General features: G+C 33.1%; 23 protein-coding genes. 2 read left to right on the top strand and 21 right to left on the bottom strand.

All coding sequences use genetic code 11. The features are described 5' to 3' along the window. From M0Q17_RS06575 to M0Q17_RS06535, 9 genes are all read right to left on the bottom strand, one after another. A partial coding sequence (locus M0Q17_RS06575; protein WP_295084871.1) for a ParB/RepB/Spo0J family partition protein occupies positions 1 to 921 on the bottom strand: 921 nt, incomplete at its 3' end. Then, the gene (locus M0Q17_RS06570; protein WP_295084868.1) at positions 899 to 1,504 is read right to left on the bottom strand and encodes a ParA family protein; all 606 of its coding nucleotides are present in this window, start codon (positions 1,502 to 1,504) and stop codon (positions 899 to 901) included. The genes M0Q17_RS06570 and M0Q17_RS06575, both read right to left, overlap by 23 nt. 3 nt (positions 1,505 to 1,507) lie before the next feature. Beyond that, a complete protein-coding gene (gene traF, locus M0Q17_RS06565) occupies positions 1,508 to 2,278 on the bottom strand; it encodes a conjugal transfer protein TraF (RefSeq protein WP_295084865.1) in 771 nt (256 codons plus the stop codon). A 38-nt stretch (positions 2,279 to 2,316) separates the two neighbouring features. Next, positions 2,317 to 2,652 (bottom strand): hypothetical protein, encoded by a 336-nt coding sequence (locus M0Q17_RS06560; protein WP_295084862.1) that lies wholly within the window; start codon positions 2,650 to 2,652, stop codon positions 2,317 to 2,319. Positions 2,653 to 2,674: 22 nt separating this feature from the next. Further along, entirely contained in the window at positions 2,675 to 3,355 is a 681-nt protein-coding gene (locus M0Q17_RS06555; RefSeq protein ID WP_295084859.1) for a DNA/RNA non-specific endonuclease, read from the bottom strand. Then, positions 3,352 to 3,663 carry a hypothetical protein gene (locus M0Q17_RS06550; protein ID WP_295084856.1) on the bottom strand — a complete coding sequence of 104 codons (312 nt, stop codon included), beginning with the start codon at positions 3,661 to 3,663 and terminating at the stop codon, positions 3,352 to 3,354. The genes M0Q17_RS06555 and M0Q17_RS06550 overlap by 4 nt, the downstream gene beginning before the upstream one ends. Positions 3,664 to 3,774: 111 nt before the next feature. Beyond that, entirely contained in the window at positions 3,775 to 6,996 is a 3,222-nt protein-coding gene (locus tag M0Q17_RS06545) for a conjugal transfer protein TraG N-terminal domain-containing protein (protein WP_295084853.1), read from the bottom strand. After that, complete coding sequence (locus M0Q17_RS06540; RefSeq protein ID WP_295084850.1) at positions 6,993 to 8,852, bottom strand: type IV secretion system DNA-binding domain-containing protein; 1,860 nt, start codon at positions 8,850 to 8,852, stop codon at positions 6,993 to 6,995. Before M0Q17_RS06540 ends, M0Q17_RS06545 begins: the two co-directional genes overlap by 4 nt. A gap of 44 nt (positions 8,853 to 8,896) precedes the next feature. Next, positions 8,897 to 9,157, bottom strand: coding sequence for a hypothetical protein (locus M0Q17_RS06535; protein ID WP_295084847.1), 261 nt, complete (start codon positions 9,155 to 9,157; stop codon positions 8,897 to 8,899). A 126-nt stretch (positions 9,158 to 9,283) separates the two neighbouring features. Here M0Q17_RS06535 and M0Q17_RS06530 point away from each other — a divergent pair, with 126 nt between their 5' ends. Continuing rightward, complete coding sequence (locus tag M0Q17_RS06530; protein WP_295084844.1) at positions 9,284 to 9,679, top strand: outer membrane protein assembly factor BamE; 396 nt, start codon at positions 9,284 to 9,286, stop codon at positions 9,677 to 9,679. A 57-nt stretch (positions 9,680 to 9,736) separates the two neighbouring features. Here the strand turns inward: M0Q17_RS06530 and M0Q17_RS06525 are convergent, their stop codons facing one another. From M0Q17_RS06525 to M0Q17_RS06485, 9 genes are all read right to left on the bottom strand, one after another. Then, positions 9,737 to 10,036, bottom strand: a complete 300-nt coding sequence (locus M0Q17_RS06525; protein ID WP_295084841.1) for a hypothetical protein — start codon at positions 10,034 to 10,036, stop codon at positions 9,737 to 9,739. Between the two features lies 1 nt (position 10,037). Further along, positions 10,038 to 13,811: a toprim domain-containing protein gene (locus M0Q17_RS06520; RefSeq protein ID WP_295084838.1), complete on the bottom strand. Its 3,774-nt coding sequence runs from the start codon at positions 13,809 to 13,811 to the stop codon at positions 10,038 to 10,040. 9 nt (positions 13,812 to 13,820) lie between these two features. Further along, on the bottom strand, positions 13,821 to 14,261 hold the full coding sequence (locus tag M0Q17_RS06515; RefSeq protein WP_295084835.1) for a ribbon-helix-helix protein, CopG family: 441 nt from the start codon (positions 14,259 to 14,261) through the stop codon (positions 13,821 to 13,823). Between the two features lie 559 nt (positions 14,262 to 14,820). Next, on the bottom strand, positions 14,821 to 15,030 hold the full coding sequence (locus M0Q17_RS06510; RefSeq protein ID WP_295084832.1) for a hypothetical protein: 210 nt from the start codon (positions 15,028 to 15,030) through the stop codon (positions 14,821 to 14,823). Positions 15,031 to 15,105: 75 nt separating this feature from the next. Next, on the bottom strand, positions 15,106 to 15,393 hold the full coding sequence (locus M0Q17_RS06505) for a hypothetical protein (RefSeq protein ID WP_295084830.1): 288 nt from the start codon (positions 15,391 to 15,393) through the stop codon (positions 15,106 to 15,108). Positions 15,394 to 15,404: 11 nt separating this feature from the next. Then, the gene (locus M0Q17_RS06500) at positions 15,405 to 15,608 is read right to left on the bottom strand and encodes a hypothetical protein (RefSeq protein WP_295084827.1); all 204 of its coding nucleotides are present in this window, start codon (positions 15,606 to 15,608) and stop codon (positions 15,405 to 15,407) included. A 32-nt stretch (positions 15,609 to 15,640) separates the two neighbouring features. Then, entirely contained in the window at positions 15,641 to 16,033 is a 393-nt protein-coding gene (locus M0Q17_RS06495) for a type II toxin-antitoxin system HicB family antitoxin (RefSeq protein WP_295084824.1), read from the bottom strand. A 29-nt stretch (positions 16,034 to 16,062) separates the two neighbouring features. Continuing rightward, on the bottom strand, positions 16,063 to 16,248 hold the full coding sequence (locus M0Q17_RS06490) for a type II toxin-antitoxin system HicA family toxin (protein WP_295084820.1): 186 nt from the start codon (positions 16,246 to 16,248) through the stop codon (positions 16,063 to 16,065). Between the two features lie 78 nt (positions 16,249 to 16,326). Continuing rightward, on the bottom strand, positions 16,327 to 16,578 hold the full coding sequence (locus M0Q17_RS06485) for a hypothetical protein (RefSeq protein WP_295084817.1): 252 nt from the start codon (positions 16,576 to 16,578) through the stop codon (positions 16,327 to 16,329). 128 nt (positions 16,579 to 16,706) lie between these two features. Between M0Q17_RS06485 and M0Q17_RS06480 the strand changes: the two genes are divergently transcribed. Next, on the top strand, positions 16,707 to 16,928 hold the full coding sequence (locus tag M0Q17_RS06480) for a hypothetical protein (RefSeq protein WP_295084814.1): 222 nt from the start codon (positions 16,707 to 16,709) through the stop codon (positions 16,926 to 16,928). A gap of 273 nt (positions 16,929 to 17,201) precedes the next feature. On the opposite strand, the gene M0Q17_RS06475 is transcribed toward M0Q17_RS06480, so the two are convergent. Genes M0Q17_RS06475 through M0Q17_RS06465 form a run of 3 tightly spaced genes read right to left on the bottom strand, consistent with a single transcriptional unit; the run spans position 17,202 to position 18,939 of the window. Then, the gene (locus M0Q17_RS06475) at positions 17,202 to 17,978 is read right to left on the bottom strand and encodes a hypothetical protein (protein WP_295084811.1); all 777 of its coding nucleotides are present in this window, start codon (positions 17,976 to 17,978) and stop codon (positions 17,202 to 17,204) included. Between the two features lie 13 nt (positions 17,979 to 17,991). Further along, positions 17,992 to 18,465, bottom strand: a complete 474-nt coding sequence (locus tag M0Q17_RS06470) for a tetratricopeptide repeat protein (RefSeq protein ID WP_295084808.1) — start codon at positions 18,463 to 18,465, stop codon at positions 17,992 to 17,994. A 57-nt stretch (positions 18,466 to 18,522) separates the two neighbouring features. Further along, complete coding sequence (locus tag M0Q17_RS06465; protein WP_295084805.1) at positions 18,523 to 18,939, bottom strand: helix-turn-helix transcriptional regulator; 417 nt, start codon at positions 18,937 to 18,939, stop codon at positions 18,523 to 18,525. Positions 18,940 to 19,069: the final 130 nt, after the last annotated feature.

The raw sequence follows: 19,069 nt of genomic DNA, 5'->3' as shown, positions 1-19,069 counted from the left end.
CTGGTAACTTATGATGTATATTTCTTTTTTATTTAACTCGTTAATCTCCTCTTTAAAACCTTTTAAAAGTTCAAAAAGCGCAACCTCATAAGAGTTGTCAAGATATGTTCCATCCATTCCACCACCCACTATACGATTGCCGTCTAGTTCTGCACCGGCAGATATAGCCTTTTTAAGATCTGCGATTATCTCATCGGTATTTGTGATTGTTTTGTACTCTACGACTGGATGTGCATATTTTTTATTTTTAGAGGTCTTATTGGTATCTTTTTTGATATTGTCTGCTTTGAAGCTTTTGATATCATCCCTTGTAATCTCGCCAGCTATATATTTTTCATATACCTCTCTTTGAATGGCTTTATCTTTTACCCTGCTCATTTCTTCAAGTACCGACAAAGAAATATCATTTTTATTTTCTTCTATCTCATTCAAGATTGAACTATCAAGCTTCAATGAGCTAAAAACTTTAGAAATATAACTAGCACTTTTTCCGATAGCTGCTGCCAAATCTTGTTTTTGTGCATATTTGCCACTTGCCCATAGTTGTCCTATGAATTTTGCTATTTCAAAATCTGTAAGTTCATCTCTTTGTATGTTCTCTACAAGGGAGAGTTCAAGCACTTTTGTTTCATCTGTTTGCAAAATATGTGCATGTATAGTTTTAAGTCCTGCGTGAATTGTGGCACGGTATCTTCGCTCTCCGCCTATTATCATATAACCGTCTTCTTTTTTAACTACGCTTATGGGATGGATTAGTCCATCTTGTTTAATGGTATTTGCAAGCTCTTCTATATTTTTAAAATGTTTGCGTGGTTGGTTTGGATTTGGATACACCTTGCTTATTTCTAGCTCCAAGAAAGGGCTTACGCCAGTTGTGCGAGTTTTACCTGTTGTTGCTTTATTTATTGCATCTAAGTTCATTGCTTACCCCCAAAATCTCTTCTTTTGCTTGCATATTGTCAGACACTCCAAAAATACTATTTCCTTCTCCCATAGTTGTCCTATAAATTTTGCGCGAGCGTATTACAGTGTTTAAAAGCTTCATATTGCTCTTACTAATTGCTTCTTCAATAATCCCAAAGTTTTTTGTAAGCGGATGAATATTGTTTAAAACAACAAATTTTTCAACATCTACTTTTAGCTCTTTTAAAATGCCTTCAAATGTTCTAAAACCTAATACTTCAGTAACGCTTTCACTTATCGGAATTACAATCTTGTCAGAGTGTTCTATCGCTGCACGATTGATATCGCTATCAAAACCACCGACATCAACAATACAAATATCATCTGTAGCAACAGCCCCTAGTTCGTTTATAAGCTCATCTACACTTAGTGGCTGTAAAACATTCAGCTTGTCTCCGCCTATGATATTGACAAAATAAAGAGTTTGTTGAAAATCCAAGTCTATTATTGTTACTTTCTTGTTCTCAAAACTATGAGCTAAATGCCAAGCTAGAGTGCTTTTGCCGACCCCACCCTTTGTATGTGCTATTGTTATTATCATGATTCAATCCTCTTTAAATATCTCTTTGGAGTACTCATACACTTTATTCATAATTTTGTCTTGTGTACTTAGTCCTATTGCTGCCCTTTTCCATATCTGCCTTCCGTTCGCATCTATCATTAGCCATATATCCGGCAGCCGTTCTTGAGAAATTTTTAAATTTTTGAAGATGTCATTTCCTCTTTCGTTATGAATATCAATTTTGAGCTGTTTGATTTTTGGGTAGTTGTAGCTTATGAAGTTCATAACGCTATCTTGCTTCGTAGATACCTCTTTTTTTTCGCTGTCATAAAACATCACAAGAATCATATATTTTGAGAAGTTTTTAAATAGTTTTTCACGTTCGGCTTTATCCGCTTGTGAAAAAGCATTTTTTGCAAAAGAGGTTTTTGCAATATTGACGCTTATATCGAGTTCGGGATTTTCAAGCATTACCTCACCCCAGACTTTTGTAAGAGCATCGGCTTTTTCTTGAACAAAATTTTGCAGCATGATAAATTTTTTGACATTTGATTTGGTAGGATGCATCGTAGATATCTCTTTTGCTTCGGTTATAAGTGCCTCAAACTCTTTTGCACTTAAATCATTAAGATTTTTAGGAATCTCTACAGCTTTTTTGTTCTTTTTTTCCCGCGGGAAATTTTTTGTTGAGTTATCATCTATTGTGGTTAAATTTACGTCTTTGTAAGCGAACCATCCCTCAAGCTCATTCTTGTAGAAGTTTGCAAAAGCGAGGTTTGTGCATAATATCAATATGCTGAGTAGTTTAAACATAGCAAATCCTTTATCGGTGTTTGCTATTTATTCATAATTTACTCTGTTTTTCTATCCTTTTCTTTATTTACTAAATCTTCAACTCTATAAACAACACTTCTAGCAACATTATATTTCTTGCTTATATGTGTGATTTTTTCACCCTTTTTTAAATCCCAATAAATGTCTTGCTCTAAACCATTTGATATTTTCTGTCCGCAACTAGGGCAACTTTTAGTATTGCCGCTTTTTAGGTTAGAAGCAGAAAAAAAGTGAACTTTGTTGCAAGGCATGCATAGGCATTTCCATTGAGCATGAGTATTTTTTTGTTTATCAAACTCTAATACAAGGATATCTCCAAAAATTTTATTTTGTAAATTTTTTCGTACACTCAAAGCTTAAAAACTCCCTTTCCATCTAGCTAACCAGCCTTTCACACGCAACTTCATAGTCGCTAATATTCTTATTTAAATTCACTATCGGATTATTTTCAAAATAAAAACACCTCTGGTATTTCTGCTCTTTGTTATAGTACATCTTCCAAAAAGCATCAGGAACAGCGATTTGATTATGCCCGATGCGCTTAGGACTATTTGAATAAATTACACCGTTTAAAACATTCACTTTACCAATTTTAGTAGCTAAAAGTCTTCCGAATCGTTCAACACCTGCCCATGCTTTTTTATCTCTATTTACCGTAGAGTGTTGAGGAATTATATTGCTCATGACATAAACTGCGTTTAAACTCCTTTGAGAATAATCGAATGATGCATCTTCCGCCAAATGTCCTCTATCCATTTTGTAGCGATTGTTTGTATAATCAGAGTACTCACTTCTGTATTGCTTTGGTATGTTTTTGTCCGGATAAAAACGAGATCTTTTTTCTATGTTGACATTGTTTATCAGACTTCCATCAAGTGTATATGCAACATACCTTGCACCTTTAGCTTTGTAATCATAGCAAGTCTTAAAATAGCCGTTGTTTTCAAGAACTTGATTGCATACTTTACTATTAAAAAATTGATGCAGAAAGCCATCGTTTGCAAAAGCCAGTGATGTTGAAAATACAAACACAACAATTGCTATCACTTTTTTCATTCTATACCTTTTGATTCATCGGCAAAAGAACCGCTTACATCACTACCGTAACTGTTTCCAAAAGTATCTACACTGTCCGCTCCGTCAATCATTAAAGCACCGCTTGCAGGATTGACGAATCCGATGCTGTTATCGAAATCCTCAGATTTAGACGAGTCTTTTTCATCGTCATTTTCATATCTCTTATTCATCATTTCATTTGCAGATGAACTCTTATCTTTAAAATGAATAATAAACCCTATAGCCAGCACCACAATCAAAAAGAAGCCCATTACTCTGTGTGCGATTTGCTCTCCCAGAAAGCTCAAGCCCAACCCGAAGACCACCATTAACCAAATAGACAAACCCAAAAAAGACTCTTTCAATTTACTCATAACAAACTCCTATTCTTTATACCTTATTCATAATTTACTTGATTTCTATTGCTCTTTTTCTCTTAATTCTGCAAGTGCCTCAGTTATACTTTTGATTTCTTTTCCCCCTTTTTTAACTTGCTCTTGAAGTTCTAATTTTTCTCTATGCTGTATGACTTGTTCTAATTGCTTTTCAGAGGCATTGTCTAAACCGGGTCCAGAATGATTTTTCTCCCATGTCTGTAAATCTTTTAACTCCTGTGTAGAGAGCTTATTAATATTGTCGATAATTAAACTATCTGAAAATACCCCTTTACTGATTGCTCCATTTTCTACTGCTTTGGTATAAGCCTCATCTGCCCGCATTTCATTTTTACTCTTCCCAAAAATACTATCAGTAGTATCTTGAAAAATTTTGGCTGCCGGATTTAGTTCCGCTGCTTTTAAAATCCCTGTTTCATCTTGAGCCGTTTTTCTTTTCTCTTCTAAACCTGCTGTTTTAGTTTTAATCTCATCTTTTACATGTAAAGCTTTTTTATCTTCAAACTCATTCATCTTTTTGTCGGAAGTCTCAAGATGTTCTTTTGATTGTTTATCGTAAGTACTTCTTATGTTCTCTTCTTCTCTCTTTATATCCTCTTTATTATTAGGTACGGAAGATGTATTTTCTTGAGCTGTTTTAATAGCTGGTGCAACACTCTCTTTAAGATTGATACTTTTGTATGTGTGTGCATCTGCATCAAATTTACCTCCTGTTTTATCTATCTCTGCTTGTGCATTATTGGCTTTGTTTGTATCAAGTTCTACTCCCAACACGCTATTTATAGCATTCATTCTTTGATCTTTATATGTCTCATCTCTCATCATTGATGCAGCAAGTTCACTTGCCTTAACAGCACCTTCTTTTTCTCTTATATTTGAGAGTTTCGTACCATCTTCCATAACCGCTTCATCTATAAACTTATTATAAATTTTAGGCAGAAGATCTTCTGAAAAATTCTTGTCATTTTTTTGTGCAACAGAATAAGCATCAGATATAGCTTCTGTGCTCTGATAAGATTTAGCATAATTTTCAGCAGCAGTTTTTGTATCGCTATCTGCAAATCCTTGTGTTTTTTGAGTTTGTTTTGCAAGAGCAAATGCCAGGCCATCCGTTTGGCTAATCTGTTCAGATAGATTTTTTGTATAGGACTCCATAAAACTTTCTGATTCTGCTCCGGATAGTTTTATAGAAACGTCTTCTCCTGTACTTGTTTTTCCGGTTAATGATATAGACGCATCTCCATTAACTCCTGCTCCTAAAAATTTAGGTGTTGCCCAAGAAACACCACCCCCAATTTTTGTTGCATCCTCCGTAGAAAAATTATGAACCCTACCGCTTGCTATCATATCGTTAAGAGTATTTTGCGTACTCTCATTAACTGCAGCATTTAATGTTTCGCCTGCTTGATGTTGCTGTCCTTTACTATCAGTAAAAGTTCCTGTATTTATAAGTTGTCCGCCGCTGCTCAATGTATTGACGATATTTCTTGCGTAGCTATCACTAAATGCATCTCCTGCTTGTTGTGTGTTTTGTTTTGAAGCATTATAGATATCAGAAATACCACTAATAGCGCTAACTCCCATTGTGCTATTAGAGACTTTAACTATCTCTTGCCCGTTGGTTACTATATCCGCAAGTCCACCACTATCAGTACTGGTCGTACCCTCTCCATATTTATTTGAGTATGAGTTTCTCATCGTTCCGTTATTGCTTATTTTTGTGTTTCTCCAAGAATCGTTTCCTAGATAATCATGCGTTCCATACATGTCAGTAGCATTAAAAGAGCCTAATCGACTATTTCCGGCACTTATATTGCCACTTGCCGTTTGACTTGTAGCAGAAGAAGCTGCGCTTGTGCTTGCTGCACCTACTCCGCCAAACAAGCTTACAAAGCCGTGTTCTGATTTTTTAGCTATAGAATAAGCAAAAACAGGAATAGATGCTGCAAGATACCCCAAAAACGAAAGATAATTTTTTAGATTATCACCCACATCATTTATATTTACCATAGTTAAACCGCCGTTTGAAATACTAGGAAGTATCCTCTCTATAGCTATATTAAACATACCGTTTACAAGCAATGCAAGCGGCGTCCATAGAACCATTGCGAACAAGAGGGTAAATCCCATTTTTATATGCCCCAAATCCCCATATATAACCGACAATAAAACCAATAATATAAAGATTCCTAAAATAAGTATGGTCATCGTAGCTTTCATAAGTGGCAAGTTTTGTTGTGCAAGCATTCCCGTGACTGTCCAAGTTTGTTGTTGATTAGTTTCTGATAGTGCTTTTGCATAAGCTAATGCAGAAGCGTCTCCGCCTGTTGCGAGAGCAACGGCTTTAATTCCGTCATTACTCATATTTATCAAAGTCTGCTGCATTAGATAGTCTTTAGAGTTTTGAGAAACACCGAACATTAGCCTTGTCGTCTCACTCATGCCACTTTGAAAAGTTGTTTGATCTAGCATCATTTTATCTGCCGCCACTTGCTCCATGTCATCAAGTTTAGCACCCAAATCAACTGTTAAGTTAGCCCAAACATCTTGACACTGCATATCCACCCCGTCTGGATTTGCAGAGCTATAATACGGAGTCAAATAGCCGGTTACACTCAAATCCGTTTTTAGATTTTTACTCATAGTTAAGATGTCACCGCTCATTTCGTTAGCGATAATTGCGCTAAAGACGCAATTTCCCATGTACTCATTGAATGTTCTTACTACATAAGCATCTACCATGACGGCTTTACCCAAATTTATAGGAGCTGCCATAGTAAAGCCTAATCCGGTATTTCTATAAGAGATTGAGTTCGGTGTTGCAAATGCTATTTCAAAACCTTTTGCTAAATTTCTCTCCAAATCAGTAAACAAAGAGAAGGTCTCTCCTATGCCTATTGGAACATTGTTAACGGGAAAAGTCTGCCCGGTAACTTCATCTTCTACAATGTAAGTTTTTGTTTGAGTTGAAAACATGCCGATTATGATCGTAACAAGAAAGAGATATTTTCCCATAGCAACTGACATGTCAGAACTGCTGCCGCCATTTGCAGTATTTTTTATCATAAGCAAAAAACCGCCTATTGCAACGGCGGAAGTTATAAGATAACTCTCTTTAGAAATAATGGTTACACCCTGTAGCACTTTGTAAAATATTTCACCGTAACCCCAAGTATATATAGACGGATTAGCCCCAAATAAATTTGACGACAACATAATAAATAAAACTATTCCCAACTTTTTCATATCATTGCTCCTTTTGTAGATGCAGCTTCGATTCCGACTAATGTAAGGGCATCGAACTCTTCTTTTGTAACTTCTTTGCCGTTCTTATCTTCGTACTTTATTTTTACTTCACTCGTCGCCTTATCCTTGACTTTAGGGCTTTTGCTTTTCTCTTTTTTCCCGCGGGAAATTTTTTCAACTGTATTTTCAATAGATAAACTGTTAAACATTTGATTAGATTTCGCCTTTTTCAAATTATTTATATGCTCAGGTTGAAAAAACTTAAACATTACTATAGTTACAGGATAACCCGGTATTTTAAGATAAGCAGTTAATGGTTTCAAAAGACCAAGTTCTCCCGTTAATAAGACTTTTTTCGTAGTATTTCTCTCACTTATCTGCTCTATGTCTCTTTGTGCATCTCTGCTGATCATGCGGTTTTTATTTTTTTCTTCAACTTCTTGCTCTCCAAGAAACTCACTTATAAATTTTTGCCCTTTTGGGTCATCATATTGCAGCATTAATTTTGTGCCTAAAAGCTGAAAAATATTTCTCATTAAATGTTCACCGTAAAGCTCTTCTATGCGAGATAGATCTTGTGTTGCAACTACCGTAGAGCTGCCTTTGCTTCTTCCCTCTGCAAGAAGATCATTTACTTCACTAAGTTTCCCAAGTGTTTGAAACTCATCAAGAAACACCCATATCCTTCTTGTCAGGCTATTTTCTAAGTTAAGGGTAGCTCTCGTCATCATGTCAAGCATAACTCTAAAATATCCCTCATAATTGCCCTCTTCTTTTTTAGTCTGTACTAGAAAAAGTCTTTGGTCTATATTTATCTTAGCAGTGGAGTTTATAAATTTTGTTATCGAAAAGCCGCCGTCCTCAAAATAGAATTCCGGTCGCATAATTTTGGTAAAGTACGGCTGCAAATTCATCATAATACTCCCGGATGTAGCATCAGCAGCTTCCGTAAGCAATGCTTTAATACTCAAACCGTATTTATCATTAACATCTTGCAAATTTGCCCATATCTCTTCTTTAGTTTGGAACTGTCTTATAAAATCTATGAATTTTTTAGTTGATGGATTTGGGCTTGTTTTTACTTTTATAATTATGCCCTTGAGAATCATCCGTGCAGTGTTATCCCAAAACTTCTCTTTCGATTGAGTATCGGGGATAAAAGATTTGACTATTTTATCTGCTTCATCTAGCATCTCTTGCTCATCGTCAGGGATATCTAAAAAGAAGTTCCATTTGATGCTTCTCTCGTCTGCAGGATAAAAAAGATAATCAACATTCTCTCGATAGTAGCTTATCCAGAAGTCGGGCTTTCTATCATAGATAATCATTGTTTCTTTGAACTTTACAACTTGCTCTATAAGTGGAAAGATACTTTGTGTTTTACCGGAACCGGACATACCGATTATGCCTATACTTCTATTTTCATTTGTGTATAGAAGAGGGATTTTTTCTCTACCTATAAAAAGCCTTGCTTTACCTTTTATCATTGCTTTGAGATTTTTTGTAGTTTGAATTGTGTTTCCTCTTATCAGGCTTGTTTTTTTATCAATCACAAGCTTATCTATAAGGACTACACTTACCATAAAACCAATAATAGCTCCCCAGATTAAAGCATTGAGCACCCAATCGCTCAACAAAAAATCATAGGCATACGACAACCACTTTGCCAACAAAGGTATAGGGAAATTTTGTAAGTACATGTAGTCTTCACTGCTTCTAGCATTGAATTTAAACACAATGGGATTGATATTTAGAGCTATACTTAACACTACAACCGTTGTCATGCTTCCTACCGTACCTAAAATAGCTAACTGTATTTTTCGCAAACGAAGAGGACTTATTATCAAACTTGTCACTTCTTTTTTCCTTTATATAAATTATCTCTTATTCATAAAAATATTTATACTTTGATTTTAAAGTTTAAATATGCCCCTAAAACTCCGGACCCTAAATAAAATCCAACAACTATATAGTTATGCTCTAGCAATGCATTGATACCTATAGCACTGCTTACAAGCCAAGCTGCTTGTATAAAAAAAGTATAAAACATAGTTCTTACTACTTGCTTTGCGACGATTACTCTTATATTTATATGCTTGAAAAATACTAATAGCATTTGAGACAAAGAAACTGTTAAAATTTGAAATACTTGCTCAAGCATAATTAATCCTCAATTATGAGTAAAATCGTAAAAAATAACAGTTTTTCAATAATTTGATTACACAACATAGTTTTAATCCTTGTACATTTTGTATAATGTTTTTATTCATAATAAAAGGAGTTTATATTGAAAAATATATTTGCAACATTAGCCGTTCTAGCGGCAGCATTGTTGATTAGTGGATGTGCAGGAAAAACCGGCAACGAACAATTAGGAAAAATGGAAAAGTCTGAAATCAACCAAAAGATAGAGAAAGGCAAAACGACAAAGCAGGATATCAAAGACATGCTCGGCGACCCTGATAAAACTGATTTTGACAATAACGGACATGAAAAATGGACATACGTGCACGTTCGCAAAGATTTAAAACTTGTTAATTATGTACCTGTAGCCAATTGGTTTGTAGGTGGAACCAACGATACCACAAAATCAGTAGTAGTGTTGTTTCATGATGACGGAGTTGTAAAAAACTATATCGTTTCTGACGCGAAAGGCGAAACAAAAGCAGGTCTATTTCAATAAAAAAACATAACTGCTAGGGGTTAGAGCTTCGGCTTTATCCTCTAGCCCTCTAAAACTTCATCTTCTCCAAAATAAAATAGAATCAATATTAGGTATTTCTACCGTTTTAACATCAGCAGCACTGATTTTTCTATTACTCAACAAGTAATGATTTTGAAATATTTTAGAAATTTTAAAAACATCTTCAAAATGTCCATTAAAAAAGTTTCTGGCTAGAATAATTGTATCTTCCGTAATGCCTACAACATAAAATTTTTTATAAAACACTCTATCACAATCAGCAATGTTTTTAAAAACAAAACTCCACTCACATTTCGGCTCTATCTCTTCTTGATAAACTGTGTCGTATAAATTCATTTTACATCTCCATCCCAGAACTTCTTACCTGCTCTTTTTCAATATTTACATCTTCCAACACCTTTTCTTGCACCGCAGCATCTTTAACTTTTTGATTCTCCTCATTTTGCTGATTTTCAAATTCAGGAGTATCTTCTTGAGCTTTACTTACAGAAGCTAAAGTTTTGGCAAGTTCTATATCATCTTTAAGTTCTGCCTGTGCTTCTTTATCTAAACCGCTCTCTTTGAGATGCATCTCTGCTTCTTGCAAATTGCCCTTTTCTATAAGGTCTTTTATATCTTCAATTTTTGCTTCTTTATTGTCTAAAATATAATTTTGAAAATCTTCAACGGTTGCATTCCCTACAAGCCTTTGCTCTACATCAATACCGTTTTTTACAAGATCATTGATATCTTGTTTGTACTCTCCAACAGCTTCATACTTTACAAAATCAAATTTTTCTATGTTTGCTTTTTCTATGATATCAGATACAAACTTCTCTCCGGGCATATCGTTTTGATTATAAAATGTAACTTTCTCAAAACCTTGCTCATTTAGTAAATCAGCTATTTTGCCGGCTTGTCCTGTACCGTTTGCAATAATGACATTTGTTTCATTTAAGTCTATTTTACATGCTGCCGCTGCATAATCCATTTTTGATTCAAATACTGCATAATCTTTTGTATCATTTTCTCCTGGAATAAGTGTCATATCTTTAAGTCCAAAAGATTGTGTTTTCATGGTCGCCCCATCTCTTAAAACTTTAGGATTTAAAAAATGGATATCCGCACCTACTTTGTCTAGCTCTATCGGCTTACTCATATCACCGGTGAGAACACCTACGCCCATATTGGTATAACCATACTCTTTTCCATTAGCTCCGACACCGCTTATTTGCCCCTCTATGATATACATGTTTTTAGGGATAGAATCTATTCCCCTATTAGACAAGAACTCTATTGCTTTTGTATCATCTGGAGTAATTTCCTTATAGCTTACAACTTTTGAATTTATATTATTCTCTTGAGCTTTTGCAATGTTGATATTTTTTATCTCTTCTAATCTTGACAAATGTTCAGTAGTTAATTGAATTTTTGCCATATTTTGGTTTGATTCTATAGCCTCTGCAAGATAATTTTTTAGTCCACTTGCATCAAGTGAATAGTTAAGTGCATCTTTATAGTTCATGCCGGTTGCAGCCATAACTACATTTTCAATAGTACCGCTCTCTCCGCCAAAATCTTTAAACTTCCACACACCGCTTCTATCTAAATACATTGATGCACTTGGTGTTTTGTCATCAGCTCGAAGTCTAAAACTATAATTGCTGCCACCCTTTTTTGTCGTAAAATCAATGCCTAGAGAAGTTAATACACTTGAAGGGTCTGAATTAATAAGTGTCTCTTTTGTCATAGCTCTTAAAGAATCTATTTCCGCTTGAGATAACCTATTATGTGTAAAATTATTTACATAGTTAGATTTTTGCTGTATTTCGTCAGATATTGCTGGAGCTGCTACATCTTCTTTGGCTAAAGTACTCCCATGCTCTTTTTGTTTTGGTAGCATATAATTATTTGAGTTTGCCTGCTTCCACTCTTTTAAGCTCGTTTTTCCTAGCTCCTTAAATTCATCACTTTTTTTGAAGTTGATAATCTGCTGTTTTGTTTCAATCTTTTCAATTCTAAACTCTTCTTGCAGTTTTTCTCTTTTAAATCCTGCATTTTCAAGAGCACTCACGGAAACTTGATTTTGTTTATCTGCAACATAACTTATTTTTTCTATCTTATCTTTTTGTTCCGGAGTAAATTCAGGACTTTGCAGGGCTTTTGCTAAAAGTGCATCAAACTTTTGCCCATTATCTCCATGCTTTAACTTAATACCATCCATCTCTATCGTTTTTTCATCCTTAGAGAAAAACTTTGTGTCTATCCCATATTTTTTTAAAGAGGATTCTGTAATATCATCATAAGCTTTTATCTTGCCTCTTAAGCCGTCAAGTCGCTCTATATTTGTTTTCTTCTCTTCTTTTGATATTTCATGTGACTTAGCTGCTTTTTGAAAGTACTTGATGCGAGCTTCAACGACATCAACAAGAGCTTTTCTTGTATCGTTCGCGAAAGTCATTTTGTCTAGTTTATAATGATGAGTGAAATTGATTGCGTTCATCCTGTCTTTTGGCATCTCAAAAGATTTATCGACTCTTTCATTCAGATTCTCCAGTCTGTTAAATGTCTCTTTTGACATACGATTTTTGTTTTCACTATTCCACTCCCTTATGGCATTTTCATTTTTTTCAAACCACTTCATAGATTTTTGAAAGTTTGCTATACCTTTTTGAGTTAAACTTCCGTTTTTATCTTTAGGAAAATCCTGTGTCATATTTTTTGCATCTTTATCTGTTAAAACAAGCCCTTTATCACCGGCTATTTTATCTGCAAGGAATAATTTTTCATGTTGCTTTAGAAATTCGCCAAAACCTTCTATATCTTTTGGAACTTCGCCAAGATTGTATTTCGTAGCAAGAGCATTGGTATCATTTGAAAATTTTGTAAATGTATCTGCATATCTATTTTTAGCATTTGTTGTAAACTCATTGTATTTATCTTTATTTGCTTCAAAAAACTGTTTAACCTTATCGGTATCTTTTTGCATTGCTTTTTCATCAAATTCAAGATCATATTTTTTTGCAATTTTTTCAGCCAAATAAATATTTTGCTTTGCAAATTCTGCACCTGGAACATCTCCCGTAAATCTTCCTATTTGCATAGCAGTGGAAAAATGCGATTTATCTTTATAAAAAAAGGTAAACATGTTTTTTTTAGACTCAGCAACAGCTTGAGTGTTCTCATAAAATCTCATTTTTAGTTCAAAGAGTTCATCTTTAAACATCTCAACACCACTACCGCCAACATCATTCGTTCTCATTAATATATGCGCGTGTGGATTGTCTGTATTTCTATGTACTGCATAAATATATTCAAAATTTTTATGATAGTCTTTGCCAAAATCATGCAGTGTTTTATTTATAGTTTTTTGAAATTCGCTGTCACTCATCTTTAAGTTTGGGTTTGGAGAAAAAACGACTCTTCTCTCTCCCGTTATATCATTCCCGAACATTGTTTTTGTTTCAGCAATAGAAAGTTCATTTCCATTTTTATCATACAAAATACCGCTGCGAAAGTCATTATTTATACTCGCCTCTTTTGCAACTTCCCTTGATAAATATTCTAAATGTTGCTGAGAGGTTTGAGCAGCTTCGTTGCCAAGCTCTCCGTCTTTTGAAATATAATCAATTGCTTTTTGTGCTCTTGCTCCTGCTTTTTTTCCTATGGTATATGCCGACTTTCCAAAATTATCGGCACCGGTAAATTTTACAATTGCAAAATTAGTTATCGTTGTAATACTTCCGTAACCACTTGATATTTTTGCTACTCCAGATAAAGAAGTTTTTACATTTCCGTCATCGCTTATTTTTGCAGTTGCAATACTTATATTACCGCTGCCGCTTTTTATTTCAGAAACATTTTTAAATGTTCCTGCTTTCGATTGCGTATCACTGCTTTGCGCATTTATCGGCGATACTATATTTGAAATTTGTGATGAAGATGATGAAGAATCTTTACCGTCATTACTTGTAGCACTTATCTCATCATTGGCTGAACTTCCTCCTCCATTTAACATAGTCTGTTTTAAAGATGAAGAGCTGTTTTTGATAGGTCTTTCACTGTTTTCAATAGCTTCTTTTCTTTGCTTTTCTCTTTCAAGGTATAGCAAAAGTTCTTTTGAATCCATCATGCAAATTCTCTAACTCAGGTGTTCGGGGAATATATTGTCTGCTAAGTTTTCTTTAGAGTGAAAAGAATCAACCGGATGAACTTTCAATCCTAAACCTTTTGCAAGAGAGACATACTCTCTTATCTTTTTTGCCTGCTCTTCAATATCTAACTCTGTAAAAACTGCATCTTTTAAAATCAATTTTAAGAGATGATGATTCGTTAAAATATAAATCAAGCTTCTTACATTTTGTGCATCAATCTTTTCAAACCTCTCTTCTAAAATTTTAGAAATATTTACTTTAAAATCATCAAAAGCTTTTACAACTTTCTCTTCTTGTTTTGCTTGAGAATGATACGCTTCGGTCAATCTTCTTCTAACAATTTCAGATTTAGATACTTGATGAGATGCACTATCTTTGTTTAAAATTGCATATAGCTCATCTTCTACTGTTATTGAGAATGTTTTCACTTCTTTTTTCCCTTATGTTTATTTATCACTTATTCATAATTTTTAAAAATTAACAGCTCTTTAACAATTGATACAATTCGCAAATATGGATTTTTATAAACTTCATTGTTATTAAAAAAACAGCTCTTTTAAAAACTAACAGCTCTTTTAACAGCTCTTTTAACAATCGCTAAACACCACAAAAAGGCTAAATGTAAGATAATCAAAACAGCAAAAATAACAAAAAATATCATACCGTTTTAACTTGCTCTCAAAAAAATATATTTTTTTGAAAAAAATCTAACACTTCCGCAGCAATAATATTACCAATCTCAACCAACAAAAAAAATAGCTACTACAACAACCAACGACACAACGACTAGCAAAAAAAGCAACTCAAACTTCAACACAAAATAAAAAATTATTTTAAAAAAAAGACACACCTGTAGTAATGCAAGCAACAAAAAAAAGAAAAGAGGGTGAATAAGTTATTTGGTAAAGTTGAAAACAAGATATAGATGTTTGCAGTATATTTAGCAGTTTATTTTTATGTCCGAACTGCTAAATATAAAATCTATTTTTATGAAATGTAATTCTCTTTTATGAAATTTTTTAAATCCTCATGAGAGATTTTTTCTTCATAAAACTCTATAGCCTTATCAGCTATTTTTATTTTGCTTTGAGCTTCAAGCTGCTCTGCTTCTTCAATAAGTTTTTTTGATTGTTCTTTTGCTTTTTGCAAAACTTCTTTTGCTCTAAGTCGCAACTCTTCGATTTTATTTTCTGCCATTTGTGTTTGACTCCTTTTTTATTTTTTTGTCAAACATTATTCATATTTTTTTAAATCTCTTTTTATTACAATATACTAAATATTGTAAAGCTTAATAGGTTCTACTATCATTGTAGTTCCAATTATAGTTACTGGGCATATATCATTTTCTGCCATATCATCCCAAGAAATAATAGCCTCAAAAACTCCATGAACTGCGTTTGCTTTTAAATTTTGAGCTCTAGTAACAAATGCAACTGGATTTTCTTTATTTTCACAAACCCCTTGAGGTAAAATACTGTAAAGTCCTTCATGAATAATATTTTCATTGAGCCCTTGTTTGTAAATTTTTTTTGCCTCATCCTGATTGGTAATTGTTGCCATATTATTTCTCCTTACTCAAACACAATTTTAATAATTCTATCAAGAGGATACTCTCTAAGCTTTCTATATTTATTTCCACTAGCTTGAGAAGTACCTATGCTTACAGATTTTTCTGTATTATAGGTAAAAATTTCTTCTCCAATATCCTCACTATTAACCACATCAGTCATAATTCCCTCGCTTGTATCAAGCTTTACTGTTATTTTTTTTGCCATGCTATTTCCTTTTATTTAACATCTTTTATTATTCATAAATTAATATGATGTTCTCTCAAATCTTGCAAAACTAAATTTTGCAGATACGCACTTCTGTTTCCGTTAAACTCTACAAGTCTTTCAGGAAGAACTTCTACTATATCACTTCTCATCATGACATTGATTCGTTTTAATTTTTCAACTTTTATATCTATAAGCTGAGGGATTGCACCCGGTTCTAAATCTAAATCATCTCTTTGCATCAGCTCTTCAAGAGTTGAAGATTTTGGAAGAGTTTTCAAGTCCTCGCAGTAAAGTTCTGCAGCTTCTTTTATATAATGAACAGCATCTATAAATGTTTCTCCGTAACTAGATGTAAAACCCAAATCCGGCACTACCGCTACATAATCATTATCTTCTTTGTGTATAAAAGCTATATACTCCATATTTTATTCCTTATTTTAATTTTGAGGGATTAGCGGAGTTTAATTCCGCTTTGTCTCTCTATATTTTTTAGAGTTCCAAGTGGTATCTCATCTTTTCCATGGTCGGCAACAATTGCCGTTCTGTTACCATTTACAAATTTTTTATGAGAACCGTTTTGTGATTTGAACTCAAAACCATTCTTTTTTAAAATCTTAATAACTTCTTTTGAGTTCACTTTGTACTCCTTTTATACTACACATTATACACACTTTTAACTTAAGATATTATTACACACTATGTGTAATAATTTATATTATGCAGCCGTTGCTACTTTGATAGCTTGAGTTAGATTATCACACCACACTCCTGCAAAATAATCAGTCATAATATCATCTTCATCATTCTTGCTTTTAACTCTAAATCCTCTTGCTGTTGTTCCCTCTTCAATAGGTCCATTGGCTCTAAATTGAACAACATAGCTTTTTATCTCTGCCCAAAAAAGATTACCGTCTTGTTTCACTTCTCCATATTTAGAAAGCTTTTTAATTGCATTTGTAAGTTTCATTTTTAACCTTTATGTTTGTTTTGTAGATATATTATAACAAAATAATGAGTTAAAGTCAAGTGATTAAACAAATATTTAAGTAAAATATGAATAAAATAACAAAATAAAAAGTTTTATGGGATATGAAAATGATTGAATTAAAAGATGTTTTAAATAAGTTAGATATAAATGCAGCTTCGTTTTATGAGCTTGCAGGAACTACACAGCAAAAGTTATCTTATGCTAAAAAGCATAATATTGAAGCTTATGAGAATTTTCTATTTAGCGGCATTTGTAGACATTATAAAATGAACCCTGGTAAACTTATTGATATAGTAGAGAGTCTTAAAAAGATAAAAGAATCAATCTAATTTTTCCCGTGGGAAATTTTATTTAATCTTTTTCTACATAACTACTTTACAATGTGAACAATAGCAAATAGGTAGAGATGTAAGGAATCTGTAATCTTCAAAAGATATAATTACGCAACCAAAAAAAATGTAGTTACTTAATGTAACCGATATCCGCAATTTGCAGGAATGCTAATTGCTCATTGGTAATTGTATGATACAATCATTCAATAGAAGGAGAAAATATGCGAATGAGAGATGTAACTAGAGTATAGTTTTAGTTGGGGGATTTTATTATCCCTCTGTTTTTGTTCTGTTATCCCCAGTTAAAGCTTCACCCCAAAACTTTATATACATTTGTTTAAATGACTCTGCAAAATTTGTATCTTGATGCTTGTCTTTTCTGTGCTGTATATATTCTTTATAAAATTCATAATTCGTTTTAATCGGATGCCTAAGCGTATCAGAAACTATTTGTTCATCAAAGACTTTGTTCAATAGAGCTACTGCTATCTGTTCATAAATACTAATAAATTCTAGCAAGTTATTTACAATAATCTCGCCATTATTAGTTGTTTTGCACGGTTTGCCATCCCCTAATGCCGTTTTTTCATAACCTGACGGATTACTTTTGTCTTCTTTGCAAACCCATTTATGCACTTCATCCGCTGTTAAAATCTTATTTAGAAGTAGTCTATCCGTAAAATTTATAAATTTGTCTTTATCATTTTTTATAACCTCATTTTTTGTGATTTCTTTTTCTTTCCCATTAATATTTTCAATGACCGTAATCGGCGTTGTTAGTCTATCAAGCTCATCTCTTATTGAAGAGAGCTGTTTTATAAAGTCTTTGAGTTGTGATGATGTAAAAGATCTTCTATTCCAGTCATGATTTGCTTCTAGCTGTGTTTTATGTAGATTTGAACTATTTTCTAAATGCTTTCTGTTGTAGCGAATACTAATAATAATAGCGATAGTAGATATTGCCATACTTGCTATAGTCAAACCAATATACCAGTTTAATTTATTGGCTGCTAATTCTAAGGCTGCAATAGTAACGTTGTTGTCCATGTGTTTCGTTTCCTTATTTTTTTTGATTAGCTATATCATTAGCATATTGTTCAAGTTTTTTGCTTAAAATTGAAATTATAGTTTCATATTTACTGCAACCGGTATAATTTTTTCTATCACATGCTTTTTTATAATATTGAGCCGCTTTTTTTAAATCATACTCAACACCACGCCCTTCATAATACATCCATCCAAGATTATAGCATCCACCACCTCCGCCATAATCTTGATTTTCACAAGCCTTCTCCCATAGATTTTTTGCCTTGTTGTAGTCTTGTTCTACATCTTCTCCATTTTTATACAAAACACCAAGATTACCAAGATGAAAGCATCCTTTAGTATTTCCATTGTTACAAGCCTTCTCCCATAATTTTTCTGCTTTGATATAATCTTTATTATTATATGCTTGTAATCCATCATCTACATTATCTGCCATAAGATTCATATTTAAAATCAAAGCCAATAAAATTTTTACATGTACTTTCATAATTGTCTATCCTGTGTGTATTTTATATTTATTCATAATTGTAAAACTCTACATAAATCAAACCGCTGATTTTACATCTTTTACTAAATTGCCGTTTGTTTCATCAGCTTCTATTTCTACCTGAGCTGCATCAGCTAAAATTTGATGATAATAGAGTTTTTGTTTTTTTTGATCTAGTTTTCTATATGCCTCTAAAATTTCTATCTCTTTTTCAGAAATATTTGAATTTAACTTATCAGGAATAGATATTTTAGATTCATTGTCTTGCAGTATTTCGCCTTTGCCTGTTAAGAGCCAATTAGAATTTATATTAAACATATTTGTTAATTTAGTAATGAACTCAACAGACGGGTTTACTTTATTTTTTTCATATCTTGCTAAAGACTGTGCTGCTAAATCAATTTCTTTTGCAAATTCAGATTGATTAAAACCTAGTATTTCACGAGCTTTTACTAATCTTTCCCCAAAGTTCATATTACTTCCTTAACAAATATGTTATAAAGCTTGACAAAACTAAACATATTTGTTTATAATGCTTTATTAGTTATATATTCCTATAGATTTATATAGAAACTAATCTTTTATTTTATCAAAATATAGGTTG

The organism is Sulfurimonas sp., from assembly GCF_023229105.1.
In the GTDB taxonomy this organism is placed as follows: domain Bacteria; phylum Campylobacterota; class Campylobacteria; order Campylobacterales; family Sulfurimonadaceae; genus Sulfurimonas.
Note: the sequence above shows the minus strand (reverse complement) of the source record. Positions and strands in the feature narration are given on the sequence as shown.

Excerpts from the sequence above, each read along its gene's own strand:
- M0Q17_RS06570 (WP_295084868.1), bottom strand. The coding sequence starts at position 1,504 with ATGATAATAACAATAGCACATACAAAGGGTGGGGTCGGCAAAAGCACT.
- M0Q17_RS06505 (WP_295084830.1), bottom strand. The coding sequence starts at position 15,393 with ATGGCAACAATTACCAATCAGGATGAGGCAAAAAAAATTTACAAACAA.
- M0Q17_RS06475 (WP_295084811.1), bottom strand. The coding sequence starts at position 17,978 with ATGGACAACAACGTTACTATTGCAGCCTTAGAATTAGCAGCCAATAAA.
- M0Q17_RS06470 (WP_295084808.1), bottom strand. The coding sequence starts at position 18,465 with ATGAAAGTACATGTAAAAATTTTATTGGCTTTGATTTTAAATATGAAT.
- M0Q17_RS06480 (WP_295084814.1), top strand. The coding sequence starts at position 16,707 with ATGATTGAATTAAAAGATGTTTTAAATAAGTTAGATATAAATGCAGCT.
- M0Q17_RS06500 (WP_295084827.1), bottom strand. The coding sequence starts at position 15,608 with ATGGCAAAAAAAATAACAGTAAAGCTTGATACAAGCGAGGGAATTATG.
- M0Q17_RS06555 (WP_295084859.1), bottom strand. The coding sequence starts at position 3,355 with ATGAAAAAAGTGATAGCAATTGTTGTGTTTGTATTTTCAACATCACTG.
- M0Q17_RS06520 (WP_295084838.1), bottom strand. The coding sequence starts at position 13,811 with ATGATGGATTCAAAAGAACTTTTGCTATACCTTGAAAGAGAAAAGCAA.
- traF (WP_295084865.1), bottom strand. The coding sequence starts at position 2,278 with ATGTTTAAACTACTCAGCATATTGATATTATGCACAAACCTCGCTTTT.
- M0Q17_RS06495 (WP_295084824.1), bottom strand. The coding sequence starts at position 16,033 with ATGGAGTATATAGCTTTTATACACAAAGAAGATAATGATTATGTAGCG.
- M0Q17_RS06535 (WP_295084847.1), bottom strand. The coding sequence starts at position 9,157 with ATGCTTGAGCAAGTATTTCAAATTTTAACAGTTTCTTTGTCTCAAATG.
- M0Q17_RS06545 (WP_295084853.1), bottom strand. The coding sequence starts at position 6,996 with ATGAAAAAGTTGGGAATAGTTTTATTTATTATGTTGTCGTCAAATTTA.
- M0Q17_RS06525 (WP_295084841.1), bottom strand. The coding sequence starts at position 10,036 with ATGAATTTATACGACACAGTTTATCAAGAAGAGATAGAGCCGAAATGT.
- M0Q17_RS06485 (WP_295084817.1), bottom strand. The coding sequence starts at position 16,578 with ATGAAACTTACAAATGCAATTAAAAAGCTTTCTAAATATGGAGAAGTG.
- M0Q17_RS06510 (WP_295084832.1), bottom strand. The coding sequence starts at position 15,030 with ATGGCAGAAAATAAAATCGAAGAGTTGCGACTTAGAGCAAAAGAAGTT.
- M0Q17_RS06465 (WP_295084805.1), bottom strand. The coding sequence starts at position 18,939 with ATGAACTTTGGGGAAAGATTAGTAAAAGCTCGTGAAATACTAGGTTTT.